Source organism: Lederbergia citrisecunda (assembly GCF_018343695.1).
Classification (GTDB): Bacteria; Bacillota; Bacilli; order Bacillales; family Bacillaceae_C; genus Lederbergia; species Lederbergia citrisecunda.
The window spans coordinates 1,521,282-1,545,468 of record NZ_JAGYPJ010000001.1 but is presented as its reverse complement, the minus strand read 5'-3'; the positions used below and the strand labels follow the sequence as shown (position 1 = coordinate 1,545,468).

The 24,187-nt window shown below is 35.5% G+C and carries 28 protein-coding genes and 1 pseudogene; 26 read left to right on the top strand and 3 right to left on the bottom strand.

Annotated elements, in window-relative coordinates; all coding sequences use genetic code 11:
- Positions 1-119 precede the first annotated feature (119 nt).
- The 6 genes and pseudogenes from KHA93_RS07705 to KHA93_RS23185 all read left to right on the top strand — a co-directional run.
- On the top strand, positions 120-1,175 hold the full coding sequence (locus tag KHA93_RS07705; protein ID WP_213110212.1) for a YpbB family protein: 1,056 nt from the start codon (positions 120-122) through the stop codon (positions 1,173-1,175).
- On the top strand, positions 1,172-2,623 hold the full coding sequence (locus tag KHA93_RS07700; RefSeq protein WP_213110211.1) for a RecQ family ATP-dependent DNA helicase: 1,452 nt from the start codon (positions 1,172-1,174) through the stop codon (positions 2,621-2,623). The genes KHA93_RS07705 and KHA93_RS07700 overlap by 4 nt, the downstream gene beginning before the upstream one ends.
- Complete coding sequence (locus tag KHA93_RS07695) at positions 2,620-3,207, top strand: CPBP family intramembrane glutamic endopeptidase (protein ID WP_213110210.1); 588 nt, start codon at positions 2,620-2,622, stop codon at positions 3,205-3,207. The genes KHA93_RS07700 and KHA93_RS07695 overlap by 4 nt, the downstream gene beginning before the upstream one ends.
- Positions 3,208-3,222: 15 nt before the next feature.
- Positions 3,223-3,930 carry a LysM peptidoglycan-binding domain-containing protein gene (locus KHA93_RS07690; protein WP_213110209.1) on the top strand — a complete coding sequence of 236 codons (708 nt, stop codon included), beginning with the start codon at positions 3,223-3,225 and terminating at the stop codon, positions 3,928-3,930.
- A 63-nt stretch (positions 3,931-3,993) separates the two neighbouring features.
- Complete coding sequence (locus tag KHA93_RS07685; protein ID WP_213110208.1) at positions 3,994-4,449, top strand: DUF2663 family protein; 456 nt, start codon at positions 3,994-3,996, stop codon at positions 4,447-4,449.
- A 68-nt stretch (positions 4,450-4,517) separates the two neighbouring features.
- Positions 4,518-4,690 (top strand): annotated as a pseudogene (locus tag KHA93_RS23185) (L,D-transpeptidase); the annotation flags it as partial.
- A gap of 190 nt (positions 4,691-4,880) precedes the next feature.
- On the opposite strand, the gene KHA93_RS07680 reads toward KHA93_RS23185, so the two are convergent.
- Genes KHA93_RS07680 through KHA93_RS07670 form a run of 3 tightly spaced genes read right to left on the bottom strand, consistent with a single transcriptional unit; the run spans position 4,881 to position 5,989 of the window.
- Positions 4,881-5,450, bottom strand: a complete 570-nt coding sequence (locus tag KHA93_RS07680; protein ID WP_213110207.1) for a manganese catalase family protein — start codon at positions 5,448-5,450, stop codon at positions 4,881-4,883.
- A gap of 51 nt (positions 5,451-5,501) precedes the next feature.
- The gene (locus KHA93_RS07675) at positions 5,502-5,762 is read right to left on the bottom strand and encodes a spore coat protein CotJB (RefSeq protein ID WP_213110206.1); all 261 of its coding nucleotides are present in this window, start codon (positions 5,760-5,762) and stop codon (positions 5,502-5,504) included.
- Entirely contained in the window at positions 5,759-5,989 is a 231-nt protein-coding gene (locus KHA93_RS07670; protein ID WP_213110205.1) for a spore coat associated protein CotJA, read from the bottom strand. Before KHA93_RS07670 ends, KHA93_RS07675 begins: the two co-directional genes overlap by 4 nt.
- A gap of 154 nt (positions 5,990-6,143) precedes the next feature.
- Here KHA93_RS07670 and KHA93_RS07665 point away from each other — a divergent pair, with 154 nt between their 5' ends.
- The 20 genes from KHA93_RS07665 to mtrB all read left to right on the top strand — a co-directional run bounded on the left by KHA93_RS07665 (position 6,144) and on the right by mtrB (position 24,173).
- Positions 6,144-6,905, top strand: a complete 762-nt coding sequence (locus KHA93_RS07665) for a metallophosphoesterase (protein ID WP_233711080.1) — start codon at positions 6,144-6,146, stop codon at positions 6,903-6,905.
- Between the two features lie 69 nt (positions 6,906-6,974).
- Positions 6,975-7,547, top strand: a complete 573-nt coding sequence (locus KHA93_RS07660; protein ID WP_213110203.1) for an adaptor protein MecA — start codon at positions 6,975-6,977, stop codon at positions 7,545-7,547.
- A 125-nt stretch (positions 7,548-7,672) separates the two neighbouring features.
- Positions 7,673-8,632 (top strand): YpdA family putative bacillithiol disulfide reductase, encoded by a 960-nt coding sequence (locus tag KHA93_RS07655; RefSeq protein WP_213110202.1) that lies wholly within the window; start codon positions 7,673-7,675, stop codon positions 8,630-8,632.
- A gap of 386 nt (positions 8,633-9,018) precedes the next feature.
- Positions 9,019-9,708: a glutamic-type intramembrane protease PrsW gene (gene prsW / locus KHA93_RS07650; RefSeq protein ID WP_213110201.1), complete on the top strand. Its 690-nt coding sequence runs from the start codon at positions 9,019-9,021 to the stop codon at positions 9,706-9,708.
- 354 nt (positions 9,709-10,062) lie between these two features.
- Positions 10,063-10,833 carry a spore cortex-lytic enzyme gene (gene sleB, locus KHA93_RS07645; protein ID WP_233711434.1) on the top strand — a complete coding sequence of 257 codons (771 nt, stop codon included), beginning with the start codon at positions 10,063-10,065 and terminating at the stop codon, positions 10,831-10,833.
- A gap of 18 nt (positions 10,834-10,851) precedes the next feature.
- Entirely contained in the window at positions 10,852-12,201 is a 1,350-nt protein-coding gene (gene ypeB, locus KHA93_RS07640) for a germination protein YpeB (RefSeq protein ID WP_213110199.1), read from the top strand.
- Positions 12,202-12,303: 102 nt separating this feature from the next.
- The gene (locus KHA93_RS07635; protein WP_213110198.1) at positions 12,304-12,954 is read left to right on the top strand and encodes a flagellar brake protein; all 651 of its coding nucleotides are present in this window, start codon (positions 12,304-12,306) and stop codon (positions 12,952-12,954) included.
- A 235-nt stretch (positions 12,955-13,189) separates the two neighbouring features.
- On the top strand, positions 13,190-13,372 hold the full coding sequence (locus KHA93_RS07630) for a DUF5359 family protein (protein ID WP_213110197.1): 183 nt from the start codon (positions 13,190-13,192) through the stop codon (positions 13,370-13,372).
- A gap of 91 nt (positions 13,373-13,463) precedes the next feature.
- Positions 13,464-14,141 carry a (d)CMP kinase gene (gene cmk, locus KHA93_RS07625; RefSeq protein WP_213110196.1) on the top strand — a complete coding sequence of 226 codons (678 nt, stop codon included), beginning with the start codon at positions 13,464-13,466 and terminating at the stop codon, positions 14,139-14,141.
- Positions 14,138-14,728 (top strand): lysophospholipid acyltransferase family protein, encoded by a 591-nt coding sequence (locus KHA93_RS07620; RefSeq protein WP_213110195.1) that lies wholly within the window; start codon positions 14,138-14,140, stop codon positions 14,726-14,728. The genes cmk and KHA93_RS07620 overlap by 4 nt, the downstream gene beginning before the upstream one ends.
- A 292-nt stretch (positions 14,729-15,020) precedes the next feature.
- Positions 15,021-16,154: a 30S ribosomal protein S1 gene (rpsA, locus tag KHA93_RS07615; RefSeq protein ID WP_213110194.1), complete on the top strand. Its 1,134-nt coding sequence runs from the start codon at positions 15,021-15,023 to the stop codon at positions 16,152-16,154.
- 185 nt (positions 16,155-16,339) lie between these two features.
- Positions 16,340-16,936 (top strand): YphA family membrane protein, encoded by a 597-nt coding sequence (locus KHA93_RS07610; protein WP_213110193.1) that lies wholly within the window; start codon positions 16,340-16,342, stop codon positions 16,934-16,936.
- An 84-nt stretch (positions 16,937-17,020) separates the two neighbouring features.
- The gene (der, locus tag KHA93_RS07605) at positions 17,021-18,331 is read left to right on the top strand and encodes a ribosome biogenesis GTPase Der (protein ID WP_213110192.1); all 1,311 of its coding nucleotides are present in this window, start codon (positions 17,021-17,023) and stop codon (positions 18,329-18,331) included.
- A 9-nt stretch (positions 18,332-18,340) separates the two neighbouring features.
- Positions 18,341-19,414 carry an NAD(P)H-dependent glycerol-3-phosphate dehydrogenase gene (locus tag KHA93_RS07600; protein WP_213110191.1) on the top strand — a complete coding sequence of 358 codons (1,074 nt, stop codon included), beginning with the start codon at positions 18,341-18,343 and terminating at the stop codon, positions 19,412-19,414.
- Positions 19,415-20,031: 617 nt separating this feature from the next.
- The gene (locus tag KHA93_RS07595; protein WP_213110190.1) at positions 20,032-20,232 is read left to right on the top strand and encodes a DUF2768 domain-containing protein; all 201 of its coding nucleotides are present in this window, start codon (positions 20,032-20,034) and stop codon (positions 20,230-20,232) included.
- Between the two features lie 44 nt (positions 20,233-20,276).
- Positions 20,277-20,984 carry a YphF family lipoprotein gene (locus KHA93_RS07590; RefSeq protein ID WP_213110189.1) on the top strand — a complete coding sequence of 236 codons (708 nt, stop codon included), beginning with the start codon at positions 20,277-20,279 and terminating at the stop codon, positions 20,982-20,984.
- Positions 20,985-21,140: 156 nt separating this feature from the next.
- Positions 21,141-22,619 (top strand): stage IV sporulation protein A, encoded by a 1,479-nt coding sequence (gene spoIVA, locus KHA93_RS07585; protein ID WP_213110188.1) that lies wholly within the window; start codon positions 21,141-21,143, stop codon positions 22,617-22,619.
- A 329-nt stretch (positions 22,620-22,948) separates the two neighbouring features.
- Entirely contained in the window at positions 22,949-23,221 is a 273-nt protein-coding gene (locus tag KHA93_RS07580) for an HU family DNA-binding protein (RefSeq protein ID WP_213110187.1), read from the top strand.
- Between the two features lie 130 nt (positions 23,222-23,351).
- Positions 23,352-23,918: a GTP cyclohydrolase I FolE gene (gene folE / locus KHA93_RS07575; RefSeq protein WP_213110186.1), complete on the top strand. Its 567-nt coding sequence runs from the start codon at positions 23,352-23,354 to the stop codon at positions 23,916-23,918.
- 21 nt (positions 23,919-23,939) lie between these two features.
- Positions 23,940-24,173, top strand: a complete 234-nt coding sequence (mtrB, locus tag KHA93_RS07570) for a trp RNA-binding attenuation protein MtrB (RefSeq protein ID WP_213110185.1) — start codon at positions 23,940-23,942, stop codon at positions 24,171-24,173.
- Positions 24,174-24,187 lie beyond the last annotated feature (14 nt).

Here is a 24,187-nt window from a genome sequence, read left to right as displayed (position 1 = left end):
ATGAAGGGAATAGCACAAGTACGGTATGTCGAATTAAATCAAATAGCCGTAAACATAGTCGAAATATCGATTACATGGTAAAATATAGAGACTAAAAAGTTTTTAGGAGAAGCGTTATTATGACTTTTTTGCATGCTTTGATATTAAGATGTTTGGACCTGATAAATGCTGAACGAACGGTTTACTCTGTGTATCATTTACTTGCAGGAAAGAAATCCTCTCAGACAATACAGGATGCTCATTTATATCGTTTATCCCATCTATTTAAAACGTTGCCCGGATTAAAAAGACAGCAGTTTGACAGCTATATTAAAGAGCTTTACAAGAAATCATATATAAATCTCCAAGAAGATACATCAAAGTGTATAGTAACCATAGAAGGGAAAAAAGCGTATTCTCTTTACTTTGATGAGCGTGAAAAATTTGACTATATTCACGGGTGGAAATTTCAAGATACGTCGATTCAATTTTGGAAGAGGTTTACATTACTTGTACAAGCATTATCCCATATAAATCATTCCGTAAATCGTTATTTTCCTATTCAGCGAGATGAAGAAGTCTTTGCATGGATAAGAAAATTTATTGGAACATATCGTGGTAATCGTGCGCATATTTCTAAAGAACTATACGCCGAGTTATACAAAATGTTTTCTACGGACTTTCCGGAAGATCCTTATTATATTGTTTCCAGACTTAGCGGTTTTGAAATGATCGGTTTAACCCAAAAACAAGTATCCGAATTTTTTGGTTTAGAAGAAATAGAATCATATTTCCGTTTTTTAAATGGGTTGCATTTTATGATTCAAACGGTCATTAAAGAAAAAAGTCATTTTCCTATCTTATTTACGTTAACGTCAGATATTTATAGACACTTGCCGCTTACAAATTCAACAATCCGTACATACAACTTACTTCAACAAGAGTATACAATTCCGCAAATTGCTAAAATGAGAAATATTAAAGAAGGTACAGTAGAAGATCATATTATCGAAATTGCATTAATGGATTCACAATTTTCCATTGAGCCTTTTGTTGAACGTAAGCAGGCAGTGGCAATATTGGAAACAGCAAAAGAACTTGGTCAAAAAAAGCTAAAACCAATTAGAGAAAAAGTGAAGGATAGCTCCTATTTTCAAATTCGCCTAGTACTCGCGAAGGCAGGTGAAAAGATGTGAAGAAAAATGAGGCATTAAAAAAGATATTTGGATTTACATCGTTTAGAAATGGGCAAGAAGAGATTATCGATGCCGTTTTAAATCAGTCCGATGTATTAGCAATGCTTCCGACCGGAACAGGAAAATCCCTTTGCTATCAGTTGCCAGGGTATGTATTAAAAGGAGCAGTTCTAATCGTTTCTCCTTTAATATCATTGATGCAGGATCAAGTTGAACAACTTAGAATGATAGGGGAAAAGAGAGCAGTTGCACTAAATTCTTTTTTAAGCATAAAAGAGAAAAATAGAGTTTTACAAAATCTTTCTCTTTACCGATTCATTTATATTTCACCTGAAATGCTAGGTTCAGAATATATTATAGAAAAGCTTCAAACAATTAATATATCTTTATTCGTAATTGATGAGGCGCACTGTATTTCACAATGGGGACATGATTTTCGTCCGGATTATTTAAATCTTGGAACCATTAGATATAAGTTGGGGGATGCTCCTGTTCTAGCATTAACGGCAACCGCAACAAAAGAAGTACGTAATGATATTAAACAATACTTGCATTTATATAAACCAAAGGAATTTATTTATTCTGTTGATAGGCCGAATATTAGTTTAGTTGTTGAGAAATTAGAAAATCACTTAGAGAAAAAACAAAGATTGGTTGAATTAATTAGTTTTTTAAAGAAGCCAGGGGTGATTTACTTTTCCAGTAAACGTCTCGCTGAGGAAACAGCCGATTTTTTACGTCAAAATGGTTTTCATGATACGGCAGCATATCATGGAGGTATGGAGCAAGAACAACGGATTTTAATTCAACAGCAGTTTCTATACGGCCAAATGAATATTATTTGTGCAACAAGTGCATTTGGAATGGGAATTAATAAGAATAATATTCGCTTTATTATTCATTATCATGTACCTGGACAAATAGAATCGTATTTACAGGAAATAGGAAGAGCTGGAAGGGATTCTGAACAAAGCATTGCAATCATGTTGTATTGTAGTGGAGACGAAGCATTGCAGATTCAACTAATTGAAAATGAGCTCCCAACTAATTCGCAAATTGATTCATTTTATGCTTTGCCTACTGGGAATTATGAACAAATCCAAGAAGAACTTAATTTGACCGAAACTCAGTTCCGGTTCTTACAGTCTTATCATTCATCCAATATGAATGTAGATCAAGTTAAAGCCATAAAGCAAGAAAGATATTCAATTAAAATAAATAAACTTCAACAGCTGATGAAGTGGGTACATTCCAACGGTTGTAGAAGAAAGCGTGTCATGACTTATTTTAATGAGATTCTACTAGATTCTCCAGTGAAATGCTGTGATATATGTAAAATCAACCTTGACGATTTTCAAGAAAAAAAGAAAGTCGATCATAACACGGTCGATTCTTCTTGGGAAAAAAGACTACAACAATTATTGCTTTTAGAAAGCGGATTACAATGAAAAAAAATAGGCAGGCAGAAATCGCAAAAAATTTAACAGGGAAGCAACTTGTTTTTCATTTACTTTTGACTCAATTGTTTATCATATTATTGTCTATTATTTGCAGTTGGATATTTTTTTCGGATATACCGGCTTTTTTACATTTATTTCAATGGGATAACATTTGGGTTATTTTCGGAGTTTGCAGCGGTCTAGCAATTGTTGGACTTGATTTGTTATTAATGAAAAAAGTTCCACCCGAATATTATGATGATGGTGGTATAAATGAAAAGCTTTTTTCTAATATGCCTATTTGGAAAATTGGGTTACTTTCATTAATAATCGCATTTGCGGAAGAATGGCTTTTTCGTGGAGTAATCCAAACAAATTTTGGTTTTTGGGTTGCTAGTATCATATTTGCACTCGTCCATATTCGATATTTAGCGAATTGGTACTTATTACTGAATGTTTGTTTATTAAGCCTTTGGATTGGCCTTGTATATGAATGGTCTGGTCAACAAATTTTCCCGGTAATACTCATGCATTTTACAATTGACTTTTTGTTAGGAATAAAAATAAGTCGCAGTTCCACCTATATTGATTAAAGAAGGGAACAAAATATGTCTAATTATGAAAAAGAAAAGCAGCGGGATTTAGACGAGTTGCTAAGAAAGCTTCCATCTAGGACGGAGGTTCACGGTCATAAAAATCGAAAAAGAAAAAGTAAAAACAGTGGAGATGATGAACAGCCCACAAAAAAGAAATTTAACATTACAATTCCGCTTGTTTTATTAGTCATTCTTCTAGCACTTCCTGGAGCATACGCCATTTATTTATTTAATAAAGAAAAAGCGCCTGCTTCTTCTGAAAACGGAGTTGGTGAAGAAATTTCCTTTGTTGAAGATAATAGTATCGAAACTTCTATCGACAATAAAGACTCCTCGAATACTCCTGTTGAAGTAGTAGATGATGAAAAAGAAGATGAGGAAAAGACAAGGGATCAGGAATCTGAAAAAGTAAACAAAGAGCAAAAAGAGGCAGAAAAGAAAACTGAGGAGCCAAAACAAACAGAAACTCAGCCCAATAACAATAAGGATCAAGAAGAACAAGTAGAACAAGTAGAACAAGAAGAGAAGATTGAAGAATCACCGGCGCAACAAGAAGAAGGAAAAGTCGTTTACCATACTGTTAAAAAAGGGGAAACACTTTTTAGAATTTCAATGAACTACTATAAAAACCAAAGTGGGATTGAAAAAATAAAAGAGGCTAATGGAATTACAGGGAACGAAATCAAAGTAGGTCAATCATTAAAAATACCACTCCCTTAAGGTCATACTCCGATTATCTAGTTCATATTATCTAATATGGACTAGATGTCGGAAGGTGAAAAGATGGAACAATTTTTAGTAGATTTAGGTGAACATACCGATCAGACGACTAAACAAATGCTGCAAAACTTAATTGACAAAAGAATGAAATACAATCGATATAAATATATTCATTTTCTCTTGCTCACGACTGCCTTTGTTTTTGGATTTTTTGTTTTTACCTTTTTTTATAAAATATCGATTCAAACAAGTAGTTCTAATATGCTTGATATGTTTTCTTTATTTGTAAGGAAAAATCATTTATTAACACTCTTCTTTATAGCCTTTGCTTTATTTGGCTCCGTTAAAGTCATTTTTGAAAAAAAAGAGAAGTCCGAGAAGGAGTATCACGCTTTAAGATGTGAAATCATTGAAAAAAGCAAAAACTTATGGAAAGGTGATAAATGGATTCAACGTCATATGGTATTCGAGCAAATGAAGAAAAAATACGATATTAATCTGTATCACGAGAGCAAATGATTCGATTTTGGAACTTTGCTTTTTTTGTGTAAAAATCAGAGAAGAAGTATCTCCTACTTGTATTGGTGTTCCAAGTAATCTACAAAGCAACATCATGGGGTGGTTGATTTGGAACGAGATGGTTAGGATTATATGTCCCTTGGGGCATGTATGGAATCCATGGTACGAATAAATCAAGATTATTGGACAAAAAGTAAGCAGTGGTTGTATTAGATTGCGGAATAAAGATGTTGAAAAACTGCTTTTGCTATATTACAGAAGAACATAAAACACCGTATGGAGCATTTCTCAGACGGTGTTTTTCAATATTTATTTGATTAAGTATTATACCAAAACCTGAACGGATCAGATATATATCATTTAATCAAATGACTTAAATAAAGATTTCTAAAAAATACATAAATAGAAAGGTGTTTGCTCAAGTCCAATAATCAAAATATTTTCTTTTGGTCTCTTTCCTCTTTCAATATTTCCACTGCTTCTCTAAACCTTTGTGAATGGATAATTTCTCTTTCTCTTAAAAAACGAAGACCATCATTTAAATCAGGATCGTCACTCATATTAATAATCCATTGATATGTTGCCCTTGCTTTTTCTTCTGCAGCAATATCTTCATATAAATCAGCAATAGGGTCTCCTTTAGCTTGAATATAAGTGACAGTAAATGGAGAGCCACCTGCATTTTCGTAATAGAGTGCTTTTTCATGATTCGCATAATGGGCACCTAATCCAGCTTCTTTCATCTGTTCGGGTGTGGCATCTTTTGTTAGTTTATAAACCATTGTGGCAATCATTTCAAGATGTGCAAACTCTTCGGTTCCAATATCAGTCAATAATCCTATCACTTTATCAGGAATGGAATACCGTTGATTTAAATAACGGAGGGCTGCCGCAAGTTCTCCGTCTGCTCCGCCATATTGCTCAATTAAAAATTTTGCTAGCATCGGGTTACATTGGCTGACTCTTACTGGGTATTGCAATTTTTTCTCGTACACCCACATGTAGACTACACCCTCCTACCGTTGATTTGAAGGAGCTCCAACCAATACTTACTATACTTGCCATGGCCACGGAGCTTCTTCCCAATCCCATGGATATTTTGAATAGCTACTCCCAAAGCTTGTTAACGAGCCAAATTCTTGTTCAAATTGCTTTTTCAATGTTTTTCTCATTTGGACATAAGCATTATACTGTTGGATTGCGTCATGGTCGTTTGGGTGTGTGTCCAAATAGAGTGCCAATTCAAGAATAACGAAGTCCACGGCTTGTAATTCTTCCAATAGTTCATAATATTTTTGAGGCAACTGTTTCATGTTTCTGCCTCCTCCAGCGCCCTTTCATATGGACTAAAATAAGGATCATAAAAAGCTTTCCACAGTGTCCCTTTTTTTAACGCTTCCTTTGGAGTAAATTGTGGTAAATTTGGCGGTTGGAAACCCATGTATAAATTAGGCGGTGTTGAAAAAGTTTTTACGGTCATTGGGGGGCAAGGGTCAAATGGACTTATATAGGGCATGTAAGATTTATAAAAGCTTGGCATACAATACCTCCCTAAACTGTCATCATTTCATTGTATGAGTTAATGCTCGTCTTAATTCGAAACCGTCAGAATAGAATAAAGATATTAAAATGGGGTTCATGATATAATTTTTATATTCTATGGAAAAAAATAAGGTGATGTTATGGAACTTTTTATGATCGTTTTTGTTTTATTGGCGTTAATGCTTCTCATTTATATGTATCGTGAAGCATTTACAGATGAGGTTAAAATGGAAACATTACAATTTCCAAACTTCCCTAAGGAAATAGGTGAATTCCATATTTTTTTTATTTCCGATATCCATAGACGTGAGATAAGTGATCGTATTTTAGAACAAATTAAAGGAAAAACCGATATCGTCATTATCGGTGGTGACTTGACGGAAAAGGGAGTTCCTATTTCACGGGTAACCGAAAATTTAAAAAAACTTAAAAGGATTGCTCCGGTTTTTTTTGTATGGGGAAACAATGATTATGAAATTGACCAAGGTCATTTAAGAGAGGCTTTTCACTCAATAGGAGTGAACGAGCTATTAAATGCTGTTTATTATATAAATAGAAATGGTAAAAAAATTGCTTTAATTGGTTTAGACGACTTTTCACAAGAATTACCTGCACTTGACCTTTTTATGGATCAAGTAGAAGAAAGTTCTTTTAAAATTTTAATTTGCCATAACCCTGATACTATGCATATGGTTCCAAATATCCAAAACATTGCGTTTGTGTTAAGCGGGCATACCCATGGTGGCCAAATTCGCATATTTGGAATTGGGCCATACAGCAAAGGTGGAATTAGGAAGGTGAAAGAAACAACACTTCTTATTAGCAATGGATATGGAACAACCTTAGTCCCACTTAGACTTGGGGCTAAAGCGGAAACTCATTTGATTTCGATTAAAAGTGGATATTTTGTATAACCATTATCATGAACCATCCACTACCTCTTTCATACAATGGGATAAGAGCAACATTCAGGGGGCGGTTTCATGAAGCTAGAGCGCATATCAACAAATCAAATAAAGTATTCCATTTCATTCGAAGAGTTATCATGCAAAGGATTCCTACAAGAGGAAATGGTTAAAGATACATTTATTTGGGATTCCTTATTTGATGAAATGCTTGATGAGGCGAGCCGTATGTATGAACTTGACACATACGGGGCCGTATCTATTGATATATATTCTTTGACATCAAAAGAGTTAGTATTGATATTAACATTGGATGAAGAAGACATGAAGGATACGTCAACTGATAGCAAAAAAAAGCATCATATTGTTGATGGCCATATGATTGTCGTAGCGTTTGATGATATTGAATATTGCATTTTATTGGCAAAAAGTCTTTCACAGCGAAACGGTAAGTCGCTGCAAAGCTCTTTATTTTCCTTTAAATCTAAATACTATTTGTCAATTATAAAAGAAGGAATTAGACATGACACTCTTTATGCTATTTGTGAGGAATTTGGGGATCTGGCAAACATGCCAATTGAATTTTTGGAGGATTATGGAAGAATCATTATAAAGGATACTGCGTTGCAAACATTGCATCATTACTTTTGATTCATAATCTTTGCACCATATATAGAAATCTCCTATCATGATAGATGGGAGATTTTTTATTCGTTACATAATTTAAGCGCAATATAGCCAAGAGCGTCATTGATTTGTAGAAGGAGAGTCGTCATATGCAACGTGAAGATTGTATTATTGTCGGGGGAGGGCCTTGTGGATTAGCTGCGGCCATTGCATTGAAAGAGATTGGTATGAACCCTTTGATTATTGAAAAAGGGAATATTGTGAACGCACTATATCATTATCCAACTCATCAAACATTTTTCAGTTCAAGTGAAAAGTTATCTATTGGAAATGTTCCATTTATTACGGTTGAGAGGAAGCCAAAAAGAAATCAGGCTCTTACATATTACAGGGAAGTTGTAAAGATTAAGGATTTAAGAATTAATAGATTTGAAACTGTTAAAAGTGTCGTGAAGGAAAATAATATTTTTAAAATAAATACAAGTGTACGCGACTATGAAGCAGCATATGTCATCATTGCAACGGGATATTATGATCATCCTAACTATATGGGAATTCCCGGTGAAAACCTGAGCAAGGTTTTACATTATTTTAAAGAAGGTCATCCATATTTTGATACAGATGTAGTCGTTATCGGTGGAAAAAATTCAGCTGTAGACGCAGCTTTGGAATTACACAAAGCAGGGGCAAATGTAACTTGTTTATATAGAGGTAATGATTATTCTTCAAGTGTAAAACCATGGATTATCCCTGAATTTCAGGCATTAGTCAGAAGCAATGAGATCAATATGATTTTTAATGCGAATGCTGTGGAAATTAAGCCAGATTCTGTAATATATGAAGTTGATTTCGTAAAACAAGAAATAAAAAATGATTTTGTATTTGCCATGACGGGCTATCATCCAGACCACGATTTTATCCGAAAAATGGGTGTTGAGATTGAACCTGATACTGGGAAACCATTGCTCGACATAGAATCAATGGAAACGAATATAGAAAACTTATATATTGCTGGAGTCATTGCAGCTGGAAATGATGCAAATGAAATCTTTATTGAAAATGGACGCCATCATGGCAGCCTTATTGCAAAATCTATTCAATCTAAATAGGTATGAACATTTTCTAACTGTAGAAGGGCACAGAAAAAGTCCTCTAAAAATGAAAGATAATATTAAACATGATTGTTGATTTGCGCTATAGGCGCTTCGCTTTTCTAATCTCTTGGGTCTCCAAAGCCCTGTAGTCCCGTTGGAGTCTGCATGCCTTCCGCTCCAATAAACAGTGTTAATAATAGTAATTACTTCTAAAAAGACGACTTGAGAAATAAAAAAATGGATACTCAGGTCGTCTTTTTTGATGCTGTTATTTAATCATTTGAAAAACGAAACAATTTATATGCCTTCAATTGAAGGGATGTTTTTACTATTAATTATCATTTAATTATTATTATTTCCGTGTTACCATTAAGGAAAGAATAAGAAAAGAGGACTATATTATGCTAGGCGTTTTATCTGCTGGTATTGCTCCGGGATTAGCTCTTATCAGCTATTTTTATTTGCGCGATCAATACGAGCAAGAACCGGTACTAAATGTATTTAAGGTTTTTTTATTTGGTGCCTTTTTAACTTTTCCCATCATGTTTCTTCAGTATGTCCTCGCAAAAGAAGGGGTAGTTGGGAACGTTTTTTTACAATCTTTTATTTCCGCCTCTTTGCTGGAAGAGTTTTTTAAGTGGTTTATTATTTTCTTTGCGGTTTATGAACATGCAGACTTTAATGAGCCTTATGATGGAATTGTTTATGCGGCAAGCTTATCACTTGGATTTGCCACAGTGGAAAATATATTATATTTAATTGCAAATGGGATTGAATATGCCTTTGGGCGTGCCTTGTTTCCTGTTTCAAGCCACGCTTTGTTCGGCGTCTTTATGGGTTATTATTTAGGAAAAGCGAAATTTCATATTAACGGGAAAAGCAAACAATGGTTATTTGCCTCTTTTTTTGTGCCATTTGTTTTACACGGTTTGTATGACTATATTCTGGTGTCAGGGAAACAATGGCTATATTATATTCTTCCTTTTATGCTAATGCTTTGGTTTTTCGGATTAAGAAAAGTGAAGCACGCCCACGTGCTTACAAAAAAATATCATTACGAAAACAAAAAAGACAAAAGCGCTGTAATCTGAAAATGATTACAGTATTTTTTTCTTTTTTTTTTTTGCATCGCTCTCATAGGTATTGAAAAAATAATTTCTTTGAAAGATAAGGCAACATTATTGAACATATGCTTCTACCTTCTAGCTTCATTACCTATCGACTAGCAAACTTCTTATCCTTTGTTCCCTATATCTAAGTTAATAATCCTTGTAGTTTGTACGTCGATAAACAAGGCGGTTACACTTTTCTTATCAAAAAGAATTTTGTGCATAAAAACCTCCTATTTTCGGAAACTAATCCTATGAAATTTATTGTTGGAGGAAATGAAAATGAGATATTACAAAATGGTAAGACTTATTTTCCTTTTATTTTTATGTACATTAATGATATCAACCACAAATGTAAATCAATCAAGCGCCTTTACGAATCAAGTGATTCAAAGAGGTGCCGTTGGGGAGGATGTGATTGAGCTTCAATCGAGGCTCCAATATATTGGATTCTATAACGGGAAAATTGATGGAGTTTTTGGATGGGGTACTTATTGGGCATTAAGGAATTTTCAATATGAATTTGGGATGAAAGTAGATGGCCTGGCAGGTCCTGGGACAAAAGCAAAATTAGTAAAGGCTACCCAATATAATAAACAATTTGTAAAGGAACAAATTAATAAAGGGAAATCATTTTCCCATTATGGAGGAACTAATTTAGGAAAACAAACAGGACCCGGAAAAAAAACAACTACAACTAAAGCGCCAACTAAAGCACCAAAGCCTACAGCCGCTAACACTCCTACAGGGTTTTCTCAAAATGATATTAATTTAATGGCAAATGCAGTCCACGGAGAAGCAAGAGGGGAACCATATGAAGGCCAGGTTGCAGTAGCTGCTGTCATTTTAAACCGTGTGAATAGCTCCACATTTCCGAATACAGTAGCTGGAGTAATCTTTGAGCCGGGTGCCTTTACTGCTGTTTCAGATGGTCAAATATATTTAACTCCAAATGAAACTTCTAAACGGGCTGTTCTTGATGCGATAAACGGTTGGGATCCATCGACTGGTGCATTGTATTACTTTAATCCCAACACAGCGACAAGCGCCTGGATATGGACAAGACCACAAATCAAACAAATCGGAGAACATATATTTTGTAATTAATATAGGAGGTGACTCTTTATGATAAGGAATATATTGATCGTAGTTCTAATTATAGGAATCGCTGGCACCACCTATTGGGGATATCAGGAACATCAAGAGAAAAATGCAATATTAATAAACACGGAAAATAATTATCAAAGGGCCTTTCATGACCTATCTTATCAGATGGATGTTCTTCATGAGAAAATTGGTACTGCATTAGCAATGAACTCAAAAAAATCTCTATCACCAGCGCTTGCTGATGTTTGGAGAATAACTTCTGATGCACGTGGCCAGGTAGGGCAGCTCCCTCTTACATTAATGCCATTTAATAAAACGGAAGACTTTTTAACAAATATCGGTAATTTCAGTTATAGAACCGCAGTAAGAGACTTAGACAAAGAACCGCTTTCAAATAATGAATACACGCTATTAAAGAAAATGTATAGTCAAAGTGATGAGATTCGCAATGAACTGCGAAAAGTCCAACATTTAGTGTTGAAAAATAATTTGCGCTGGATGGACGTTGAAATGGCTCTCGCTACTGGAAAGGAAAATGCAGATAATACAATCATAGATGGGTTTAAAACAGTAGATATGAGAGCGAAAGGATTTGACGAAGAAAATCTGCAAGACCCTACCGTTGTAGCTTTCCAAAAAAAGGAGCAAAATTATGATCATTTAAAAGGAAACACCATTTCAAAAGATGAAGCGATTGCTCTTGCTAAAAAGTATTCAGGAATTAAGTCTGTAAACGAATCAAGAGTTGTTGAAAACGGAAAAGGATCTCCGTTCGATTTTTACAGTGTGAACCTTGATGATGGAAAAGGGGACGGTGCAAGTTTAGATATTACAAAAAAAGGTGGGTATCCTATTTGGCTTATTAATCATCGGGATATCGGAAGTCAAAAATTAAGTTTGAATGATGCTATGGTAAAAGCAAGTGATTTCTTAAAAAATCATGGCTTTGAAAAGCTTGACGCTGCTGAAAGCATGCAGTATGATACGATCGGTTTATTTACTTACGTGACAAATCAAAACGGAGTAAGAATTTATCCTGAATCAATTAAAGTGAAGGTTGCGCTAGACAATGGGCAAATTATCGGTTTTGCAGCTAATGATTATTTAAAAGGAAGAAAAGATAGGAAAATTTCAAAGCCAAAGTTATCACTCAATGATGCCAAAGGCTATTTAAATACAAATGTAAAAGTAATGGAGGATCGCCTCGCAGTTATAATAAATGAACTTGGTAAGGAAGTTCTTTGTTATGAGTTTATCGGTACGATGGATCAAGACACATACCGAATTTATATAAATGCTGAAAATGGTATTGAGGAAAAGGTAGAAAAACTAAAAAATGCTGAACCAATATATGAAGAAACAATATAACTATTCAAAATGGCAGAAACTATACGTTTCTGCCTATATTTTTTTCCATTTCCATGAGATAATGGTATTAATTGCTTATTAATACTACGGGGTGTGGCATTCATGTTAAAGGTTGGAATGGATCTTATTTTGGAGACAGATAATCAAAATGAAGAAAAGTATAAAGCAAAAATTGCAGATTTTGATGGAAACAAAATATATATTTCTTATCCTTTAGGAGTAAAGAGTAATAAAACAATTTTTTTACGTACAGATACAAATTTGTATGCTACCTTTGTTGATGAGGAATCAGGAGCTTATTTATTTAAAACCAAAATCATCGATCGGGTTAAAAATCATATTCCAATGCTTGTACTAAGCTTTCCCGATGAGGAAAACTTATTGAAAATTCAAAGAAGGGAATTTGTACGAATTGATGTTGCAATTGATGTTTCATTACATCTGCTAGAATCAGAGGAGACATTTCCAACCATTACGGATGATTTTAGCGCGGGAGGTTGTGCCGTAATTTTACCTCAAAATGTAAATATACATAGAGGTGCATTAGGTAAGATTTGTATTGTATTGCCGATGCAGTCTGGAGAGTATGTCTATTTAAACCTCGATTGTAGAATCATTCGATCATTTGATAAAAATAAACGTCAACTCGTATCTATTCAATTTTTAAACGTAAATAATAAAGAACAACAGCAACTAATGCGATTTTGTTTTGAAAAGCAACTAGAATTTCGAAAAAGAGGAATAACAAATTAATCCATCTTTACGTATAGATCTCGTTTTTTTTACCGATGATAGGAAAAGCGGAAGCGCCTTGCTTATCGACGTACAGGCCCTCAGGATGAGGGTCCGTCGACGATGCCACAGGAACGTGGCGGTTTTAGTCGACGTACCTCTTTCGGCCTTTGACTTATCGTAGGGAAGAGGAAAAGAAGTTTGCTAGTCGATAGGCGCTGGAGCTGGAGAGCATGAGAAAAAACGGGGTGATCACATGAATACCATGGAACGCATTTTACTAAAACTCGTATTGATTCATCTTATTATCTTAATCGTTGTTCAAGGTTTCCATGGAATGGGATTTCTCAAATATACGAATAAATTAGTTTTATACGAAGGGACAGCAGGAATAGAAAAACAGCCGAAAATAAATGTTTTTAAAAATGAGGACTCATGAATGTCTTCATTTTTTTATTTATTATTTGGCTTGTCCCAATGTTTAATATGGTAATATAGATTTTGAAAAAGATGAAGCAGGTGAAAAAGAAATGAAGAAAATTAGTATAGCTATTGATGGCCCGGCAGCAGCGGGAAAAAGCACAGTTGCAAAAATGATTGCTGAAAAACTATCCTATATTTACGTAGATACTGGAGCTATGTATAGGTCATTAACGTATAAAGCTATTGTAGAAGAAGTTGATATAAATGACGAAATGGAAATGGAACGTTTATTATTACACACCATTATTGAATTAAAACCGTCTATCAATGGTCAGCTTATTTTTTTAGATGGCAAAGATGTAACAAACCAAATTCGAGGAGAAGAAGTCACGAATAAAGTATCTAAAGTTGCTGCCATAAAAGCTGTACGTGAAGAAATGGTTATACGTCAGCAGAAGTTTGGTATAGACGGCGGAGTTGTAATGGACGGACGAGACATAGGTACAAAAGTAATGCCTAATGCTGAGTTAAAAATATTTTTACTTGCAAGCGTGGATATAAGAGCAGAGAGACGTCACCGCGAAAATTTACAAAAAGGATTTCCTTCAAATTTGGATACATTAAAAGAAGAAATCATGCTCCGTGATAAACAAGATTCAGAGAGAGAGATTTCACCCTTAAGAAAAGCGGAAGATGCGATAGAAATTGATACATCTTCATTATCGATAAAAGAAGTAGCTGAAAAAATATTGGACATGGCGCTGGAAAGGATTGAAGCTAAATGAATTTTTATTCATTTGCAAGGGCAGTAGCAAATACCATCCTTAAAACATTTTATAGAATTGAAGTGAGGGGTACTGAACATTTTCCGAAAGAAGGAAGTGTTTTGCTTTGTGCGAACCATATTGATAATTTGGATCCTCCCGTTGTTGGCATAACGGCTCCGAGGCCAGTTTATTTTATGGCCAAGGCAGAATTATTTAAATATTATTTAAGTAAGAAACTAATGGAAAATATAAATGCATTTCCAGTAAAACGTGGATTGAGTGATAGAGAGGCACTAAGAACTGGTTTGAAATATTTAAAAGAGGGGAAAGTAGTGGGACTTTTCCCTGAAGGAACTAGGAATCTTACTGGAGAAGTTGGTAAAGGACTTGCTGGTGCAGGATTTTTTGCCCTTAGATCAAACGCACTGGTAGTTCCTTGTGCGGTAGTTGGCCCATATAAGCCGTTTAAAAAATTATATGTAATATATGGCCGACCAATCGATTTTACAGAAATGAGAGAAAATAAAATATCTGCAGAAGCTGCCACTGACGTTATTATGTCAGAGATTAGTAAATTAGTAGAGGAACATAGAAGAAAAGCGTAAGCGCCTTGCTTATCGACGTACCAACTTCAGGGCCTTTGACTGAGATAAAGGAAACACAATGAGTCCGATAGGACGAATTGATGTTGACTTACGCAAAAGAAAAGGACAAGAAGTTTGCTAGTCGATAGGTCTTAGACAGAATAAAATAATATTAGTTAGAAAGTATAAATGCTATTGCTTGACAAAATACAGCATTTATAAGAAGTTTATTACAAGACGATTTTTTAGAATAATGTGAGGATTTATCAAAGCTAACCTTGCATTTTTGAAAAGTAGGATAGGAGGAGTACATATGACGGAGGATATGAATAATATTGAAGTGAAAAGTTTCTCTGAAGGAGACCGAGTAAAAGGAACGGTGACTAAGATTGAAGAAAAGCAGGTCTTAGTTGATCTGGAAGGGAGCAAACTTGATGGCATTATTCCAATAAGCGAACTGTCAAGCCTTCATGTAGAAAAAGCATCTGACGTGGTCCACGAAGGTGAAACATTAGATTTGATTGTTACTAAAGTGGAAGAAGAGCTCCTCGTACTTTCAAAGCGTAAAGTCGATGCAGAGAATGCTTGGGAAACACTTGAAAAGCGTTTCCAAAATAATGAAGTATTCGATGCAGAGGTAAATGAAATTGTTAAAGGCGGTCTAGTAGTAGATTTAGGTGTTCGAGGATTTGTTCCAGCATCTATGGTAGAGGATCATTTTGTGGAGGATTTTTCTGATTATCAAGGAAAAACCTTATCTTTTAAAATTGTCGAGTTAGACAAAGAAAAAAATCGTTTAATTCTTTCTCACCGCATCGTAGTCGAAGAAGAAAAAGGACGAGAGAAACAAGCGCTTCTTGAAAAATTAGAACCTGGAAAAGTTATTGAAGGCACTATACAAAGACTTACAGATTTTGGTGCATTTGTAGATATTGGCGGTGTTGATGGTCTCGTCCACATTTCCCAACTTTCACATGAACATATTGATAAGCCATCCGATGTTGTAAAAGAAGGCGAGAAAGTCAAAGTTAAAGTTCTGTCAGTAGATCGTGATAATGAAAGAATTTCTTTATCGATCAAAGAAACACTTCCGGGACCGTGGACAAATATTGCAGAAAAGGCCCCACGAGGTACAATATTAGAAGGAACAGTAAAACGTTTAGTATCTTTTGGAGCGTTTGTTGAGGTTTACCCAGGAGTAGAAGGACTTATCCATATTTCCCAAATCTCTCACAAACATATCGGTACACCTCACGAGGTTTTACAAGAAGGTCAAACTGTTAAAGTCAAAGTGTTGGATGTAAATGAAGGTGATCAACGACTTTCTTTAAGCATGAAAGAGCTTGAAGATCAAGATGATCAAGTAAAAGATTACGAACTACCGGAAGAAACTAAAGGATTCCAATTAAGTGATATGATTGGTGATAAATTAAAAGGGTTTAAATAATTAAGACCTCCCGACTTTCGGGAGGTTTTTTAGTTTCAGATTATAGACATATATCGCACTCAGACTAGTTTGACGCCTGTGGGGTTTCCTTTTTCCATCAATAGAACATGATCAATAGCTTATTATTTGCTTCTTTATGATTAAATTTTCATCACCTTCCCTATACTGATAGCGGAGGTGATGATATGGCTGGGATGATATTTTTACTTACAGCTTGGGTCACTTGGATATATTCAACATTTATCATGGATAAAAAATCAATGTACAGATGGCCAATTGCAATGTTCTCTTTAATTTTTATCATAATAAAAGATTTTTCATTTAGTTCTTATTCTCTTCATTTAACGGTTCCATCCATATTAATGTTAGCTATCTGTTATTATTTGGCATCGAGACTTCCGTTGAAAAAGCAGCTACATTTATTATTTACTGTATTTACATTAATGATAGGATATACGGGATTTCTTTTATTTGAAATGTATGATCCTATATGGATGTTCATCGATAGAGTTGTCCTTATTTCATTTTTTTTATTTATATTTAGTTATTTTGTATATTCCTCTTCAGTTATTACGAGAATTCTTTTGGTATGTCTCGGTACACTACAAGGAGATATTATTTTTGCGTTGTTTTTAAGCAAATGGAATATGCCTTATATCATCGGTTCGAAAGAATATTTAGACATTATATCAATTACGATCTTTTCTATTATATTTATTAATTATATATCTAATATAACTGCCATTACGAGAATGAAGGGAAGTAAGAAAATGTACCACTAAATGATTTTCATTACCTTTTCTTCAAATAATATGGTACGATTTCTCAGTAGAACTTAAGATTAACTTAAAGTGAGTGGATTTGAAATGAATAAACCGACTGTGGCAATCGTAGGTCGTCCTAACGTAGGAAAATCAACAATTTTTAATCGTATTGTAGGAGAACGTATATCAATAGTTGAAGATACACCAGGAGTAACAAGAGATCGGATTTATGGTACAGGTGAATGGCTTTCACACGAATTTCATATAATCGATACTGGTGGAATTGAAATTGGTGATGCTCCATTTTTAGAAGAGATCCGATTACAAGCAGAAATTGCAATTGAGGAAGCAGATGTCATTATTTTTATCGTTAATAGTAGAGAAGGGGTTACTTCCGCTGATGAAGAAGTGGCGAAAATATTGTTTCGTTCCAAGAAACCTGTCGTTTTAGCTGTAAATAAAGTGGATAATCCCGAAATGCGTGCTGATATTTATGATTTCTATGCCCTTGGATTCAATGAACCTTTTCCGATTTCGGGTTCACATGGTCTTGGACTAGGAGATTTGCTTGATGAGGTTGTTAATCATTTTCCTGAAAGCAAGGAGGAAAATGAGGAAGAAGATGTCATAAAGTTTAGTTTAATTGGAAGACCAAATGTTGGGAAATCCTCTATCGTTAATGCTTTACTAGGTGAGGAAAGAGTAATTGTCAGCGATATAGCAGGAACAACTCGGGATGCAATAGACTCTACTTATGAATTTGATGAACAAAAATACACGATTATTGATACGGCTGGAATGAGGAAAAAGGGGAAAGTTTATGAAAACACCGAAAAATATAGTGTGTTAAGGGCTCTAAAGGCGATTGATCGTTCAGATGTCGTTCTTGTTGTATTAAATGGAGAAGAAGGAATACAAGAACAGGACAAAAAAATCGCAGGTTATGCTCATGAAGCAGGAAGAGCTGTTATCATCGTTGTAAATAAATGGGATGCAGTTGAAAAAGATGAGAAAACAATGAAGGAATTTGAAGAAAAAATAAGAGCCCATTTTTTATTCTTAGATTATGCACCGATAGTATTTGTTTCTGCAAAAACAAAAAAACGTTTAACAAATCTGTTTCCAGCAATAAAAATGGCAAGTGAAAACCATGAGATGCGTGTGCAGTCGAGTGTTTTGAACGACGTGATAGCAGACGCGATAGCTATGAATCCAACTCCTTCAGATAAAGGCCGGAAATTAAAAATCTTCTATGTCACACAAGTAGGGATTAAACCGCCTACTTTTGTTGTATTCGTAAATGATCCAGAAATCATGCATTTTTCTTATGAAAGATTTTTACAAAATCGAATCAGGGAAGCTTTTGGTTTCGAAGGGACGCCTATTCATATTATTACAAGACAAAGAAAATAAGTTGAAGGAATGAAAGTGGTGATCAACTTGAATAATGAAAAAGAAACGGTTGCCGTTATCGGAGCAGGAAGCTGGGGTACCGCATTAGCTCTCGTGTTAGCGGATAATGAACATTCTATTCAATTGTGGACTCGAAATGAAGAGCAAAAAGACGAAATTAATCACGACCATACGAATCAAAAATACTTGCCTGGGATTAATCTCCCGGAACTAATCACTGCGTACACATCACTGGAGGACGCATTAAATGGGATTGAAACGGTCGTCCTGGCTGTGCCTACGAAGGCGATAAGGCAAACGTTAAGGGAAATCATTAAATTTCAAATGCAGCCCCTTACCTTCGTTCACGTAAGCAAAGGGATTGAACCAGATAGTTTGCTGCGTATTTCTGAAATGATCGATGAGGAAATCCCAAAACGAATCCTCAAAGACATCGTTGTACTTTCAGGACCAAGCCATGCTGAAGAAGTAAGCTTGAGACACCCTACAACAGTTGCTGTATCATCGAAAAACATGGAGGCGGCTGAAAAAATACAAGATTTGTTTATGAATCAAAATTTCCGCGTCTATACGAACCCGGATTTAATTGGGGTCGAGATAGGAGGCGCTCTTAAAAACATCATTGCATTGGCAGCGGGTATTTCTGACGGCTTGGGCTATGGTGATAATGCGAAAGCTGCACTTATCACAAGAGGGTTAGCAGAAATCTCCCGGTTAGGGACAAAAATGGGTGCAAATCCATTAACGTTTTCAGGCTTAGCAGGAATTGGTGACTTAATTGTAACGTGTACAAGTGTGCATTCTCGAAATTGGCGTGCGGGAAATATGCTTGGCAAAGGCCAAAAATTAGAAGATGTTCTAAACAACATGGGAATGGTAGTAGAAGGTGTAAGAACAACTAAGGCAGCGTATCAGCTTGCTCATAAATATAATTGCAGAATGCCGATTACTGAAATTCTTCATCATATATTATTTAATGACGTGAATGCCAAAGAAGCCGGTGAACAATTAATGGCAAGATTAAAGACGAATGAAATGGAAGATCTTGTCGATATATTAAGCGAACAAATGGAACAACTATAAGCAGCTCTAGGCAAAAGAGGATGCGTTCTTTTTTTAAGTGCATATAATGCTTTGAAGTAAATTGCTTAAACAGGCGGAATGGGTATTAGTTTGTCATCTTTGAAGCAAGGGTCATCCATTGCTTCATCTTTTTTTTTTGCTATTTTAAGAAAAGAATAAAATATGTTTATATTATTTTGCGATACTTTATTTAATGTCTAGCTCTAGCGCCTAGCAAACTTTCGGTTTCTTCTTACGATAAAGTCAACATCGGTTCGCCAAGGTCCAAATACAGGCGCTAGGGGCTTGAGATCAATTAACCTCCCGACAAGGAAGTTAAAGAACAACTTCCCGGTCGGGAGAACATTACTTGTCGCCCCAAATCAAGCGCCTTCCGCTTTTCGAGGCTTACCGTGTTTCCTTATCTCGTCAGATCTGTAAAAAAGGAACGTCTACTAATACCGCCACGTCCCTGTGGCAACGTCGACGGACCCACATCCTGTGGGCCTATACGTCGCTTAACAAGCGCTTGCGCATTTGTTCTTAATCACTATTTTGTAAAGGAATAACATCTTTTTATTAGACAAAACATGATATAATGATTTTTAATGCGTCATTATAGTAGTGGAGGAAAATATATGTCACCATCAATGCAAAAAATGTGGATTTCTATCATAGGGATGTTGTTGCTGGCTCTGGCGATGTTTACAATATACCTCAGTCGTTATAAGTTGAATAATAAAATATTAAAAATAGTTACCGCCATCTCAGCTTGGCTATTTATGATTATTGGTGGGCTTATAATGCTATTCGTTGTCTTGACAGGCCCAACCAGCTGAATTTCACTATCATCTTGGAAGATGCTGAAGGGAAGAAGTAATTAATGAAATTATATTTGAATATAGCGATATTATTGCTAACCTCTTTTTTATTAAGTGGTTGTTTGTACCCTCAAGAAAAAAGAGTTGAGAATCAAATACCTTATGAAGATCAGATTAAGTCTGTTCAGACAGCTGTCGATCAATATAGAGAATTGAACGATGGACTCATACCAATTAAAACTCGTGAAAATGATACACCTATATACATAAAATATCCGATAGAGTTTTCAAAACTAGCTCCTCGATTTCTGGCGGCACCTCCAGGAAATGCGTATGAAAGTGGAGGCGTATTTCAATATGTTTTAATAGACGTAGAAACGAACCCGACGGTAAAGGTGTTTGATTTACGTATTGCCGAAAAGATTAGAGAAGTTAAATTGAGAATTAAAACGCAGGGCTATCCACCATTTAAAGAGGCAATTTCTAATAATATTTATAGTTTGGATTATAAAAGACTAGGATATAAGAGTGAGCCTTATATCATTTCACCTTTTACAAAAAATAATTTACCTCTTGTCATTAATATAGATGGCGAAGTTTTCGTAGATTATATTAGTGACCTTTACCTGACATTAAAAGAAACTGGGAAAACCTATAAGCAAGGTGAGGATATTACAAGCGTTCTTACAGAACATTCGTTATTTGTTCCTGCTTATTCACTTTCTTATACTGTCGATAAAAACAACGAGCCGATTTACATGGAAAAATAGGAATAATCCTTCTTTCACTCAATATAATGTGGAAGAAGGATTTTTTATTTACTTCTTAATATGGTCATATAAGAATCGGACAACATCATAAACAGCTATTGTCCAATCGTTTATGGAGTGTTTTGTCCCTTGAACTCAATGATAGGAGGGAACCTCTTGGAAAAGGTGGATATTTTCAAAGATATTGCTGAAAGAACAGGCGGAGATATTTATTTGGGTGTAGTTGGAGCTGTTCGAACAGGTAAATCCACATTTATTAAAAAGTTTATGGAACTCGCTGTATTACCGAACATCAAGAATGAAGCAGATAGAGCTCGTGCGCAAGATGAATTACCTCAAAGCGCGGCAGGAAGAACGATCATGACGACTGAGCCGAAATTTGTACCGAATCAAGCTGTTGCAGTACAAGTCGATGAAGGACTTGAAGTGAATGTAAGGCTTGTTGATTGTGTAGGCTACACAGTGCCAGGTGCGAAGGGATATGAAGATGAAAATGGGCCGAGAATGATTCATACGCCATGGTATGAAGAACCTATTTCCTTTCATGAAGCTGCAGAAATTGGAACTCGTAAGGTTATCCAAGAGCATTCAGTGCTTGGCGTGGTCATTACTACGGATGGAACGATAGGAGAAATACCACGTTCAGACTATGTAAATGCGGAAGAACGCGTAATAGAAGAATTAAAAGAGGTTGGCAAACCATTTATTATGGTCATTAACTCCTCGCGTCCACATCATGCTGAAACAGATAACTTACGCAAGCAGCTTGAAGCGAAATACGATATTCCTGTACTTACGATGTCAGTTGAGAGTATGCGGGAAGCAGATGTAATGAATGTACTTCGGGAGGCATTATATGAATTCCCTGTGCTAGAGGTGAATGTAAATCTCCCTAGCTGGGTCATGGTGTTAAAAGAGAATCACTGGCTCCGTACAAACTACCAAGAGGCTGTGAAGGAAACTGTTAAAGATATAAAGAGATTAAGAGATGTGGATAGAGTCGTACAGCAATTTTATGAGTTTGACTTTATTGAAAATGCAGGTCTGGCAGGCGTGGATATGGGGCAAGGAATTGCGGAAATTGATTTATTTGCTCCAGATGATTTATATGATAATGTCCTTAAGGAAGTTGTTGGGGTCGAAGTAAGAGGAAAAGACCACTTGCTTGAATTGATGCAGGATTTTGCTGATGCTAAACGGGAATATGATCAAGTAGCTGACGCACTCGCAATGGTCAGGCAAACAGGCTACGGAATTGCAGCCCCATCTTTAGCTGATATGAGTCTTGATGAGCCAGAAATTATTAGGCAAGGCGCACGTTTCGGCGTAAGACTGAAAGCAATGGCTCCTTCCATTCATATGATAAAAGTGGATGTCGAATCTGAATTTTCTCCGATTATTGGAACTGAAAAACAAAGCGAAGAGCTAGTACGCTATCTCATGCAAGATTTTGAAGATGATCCATTATCAATCTGGAATTCAGATATATTTGGTAGAAGCTTAAGCTCATTAGTTAGGGAAGGAATACAAGCAAAAATCGCAATGATGCCTGAAAATGCAAGATATAAATTAAAAGAGACGCTTGAAAGAATTATTAATGAAGGTTCAGGTGGATTAATAGCTATAATTCTTTAATAAAAGGCTTTGTTGATAAACATAGTTGATTTTGCTAGGTATTTTATCGGAGCTGTAGGAGTGTAAATCACCATACAAGTTTAACAAATCGAATAAAAAGATGCCGAATACGACGATATTCGGCATCTTTTCCATTTTTTACGCCTTTTATTCTTGCTATCATAAAATTTATATGATAATCTTTTAAACAGAATTGCTGTTAAATCCCTTATTTACCAGTAATTTATCCGGATTCTAACATTTTTATGTTTAGAAATCTTAAAAATTGTTCACAAATGTAATAGCACTTGCGGAACAAGATCTCTCTATTTTGGGAGGAGGTGAATGGTATGAACAAAACTGAACTAATCAATTCTGTAGCTGAAACAGCTGAGCTTTCTAAAAAAGACGCTACTAAAGCTGTTGATGCTGTTTTCCAATCCATCCAAAATGCTTTGGCTAACGGTGATAAAGTAGCTTTAATCGGTTTTGGTAACTTTGAAGTGCGTGAGCGTGCTGCTCGTAAAGGACGTAACCCTCAAACTGGTCAAGAAATCGAGATCGCTGCAAGCAAAGTACCAGCGTTCAAACCAGGTAAAGCGCTTAAAGATGCTGTGAAATAATTACATACATTCTTTAGCGTGACGAAAAGAACTGCCGAAAACATCGGCAGTTCTTTTTTATTTATTTTGTTAATTATGCTAATATGGGAATACAAAAGATGTCTTGTTGCAACTAGTAGGAGGAAGAAGAATGATAGAAGTAAATCGCTCACAAATAGAAGAAGCGGTTCGAATGATATTAGAGGCGATTGGAGAAGACCCGAATAGGGAAGGTTTAATAGATACTCCAAAACGAGTCGCCAAAATGTATGAAGAAGTTTTTTCTGGTTTAGGGAAAAATCCCGGAGAGTATTTTGACACAATATTCGGAGAAGATCACGAGGAACTTGTTCTTGTTAAAGATATCCCGTTTTTTTCCATGTGTGAACATCATTTAGTGCCTTTCTTCGGAAAAGCACATGTTGCATACATTCCACAAAATGGAAAGGTTGCAGGTTTAAGTAAACTTGCAAGAGCTGTTGAAACAGTAGCAGCACGACCGCAGTTACAAGAACGAATAACATCTACAATAGCTGATGTAATGATGAAAAAACTCGAACCTCATGGAGTAATGGTAATATTAGAAGCAGAACATATGTGTATGACCATGAGAGGTGTAAAAAAACCAGGTTCAAAAACCGTAACTTCTGCTGTTAGAGGAATACTTGCTACCGATGGTCAAGCACGAGCAGAAGTGCTTTCCTTAATAAAAGATTAAAATTTTTCATGAGGTGAAGAAATGAGCAACGGTCGCGGACAATCAGATTTCATTATCATTAAGGCATTAGAAGATGGAGTAAATGTTATTGGATTAACAAGGGGTTCAGATACTAGATTTCATCATGCGGAAAAGTTAGATGCCGGCGAAGTGATGGTTGCCCAATTTACTGAACATACTTCAGCAATCAAAATTAGAGGCAATGCAAACATTAAAACTTCATTTGGAGAAGTAGAGAGTGAAAATAACAAATAGCATTAAGGAAATCT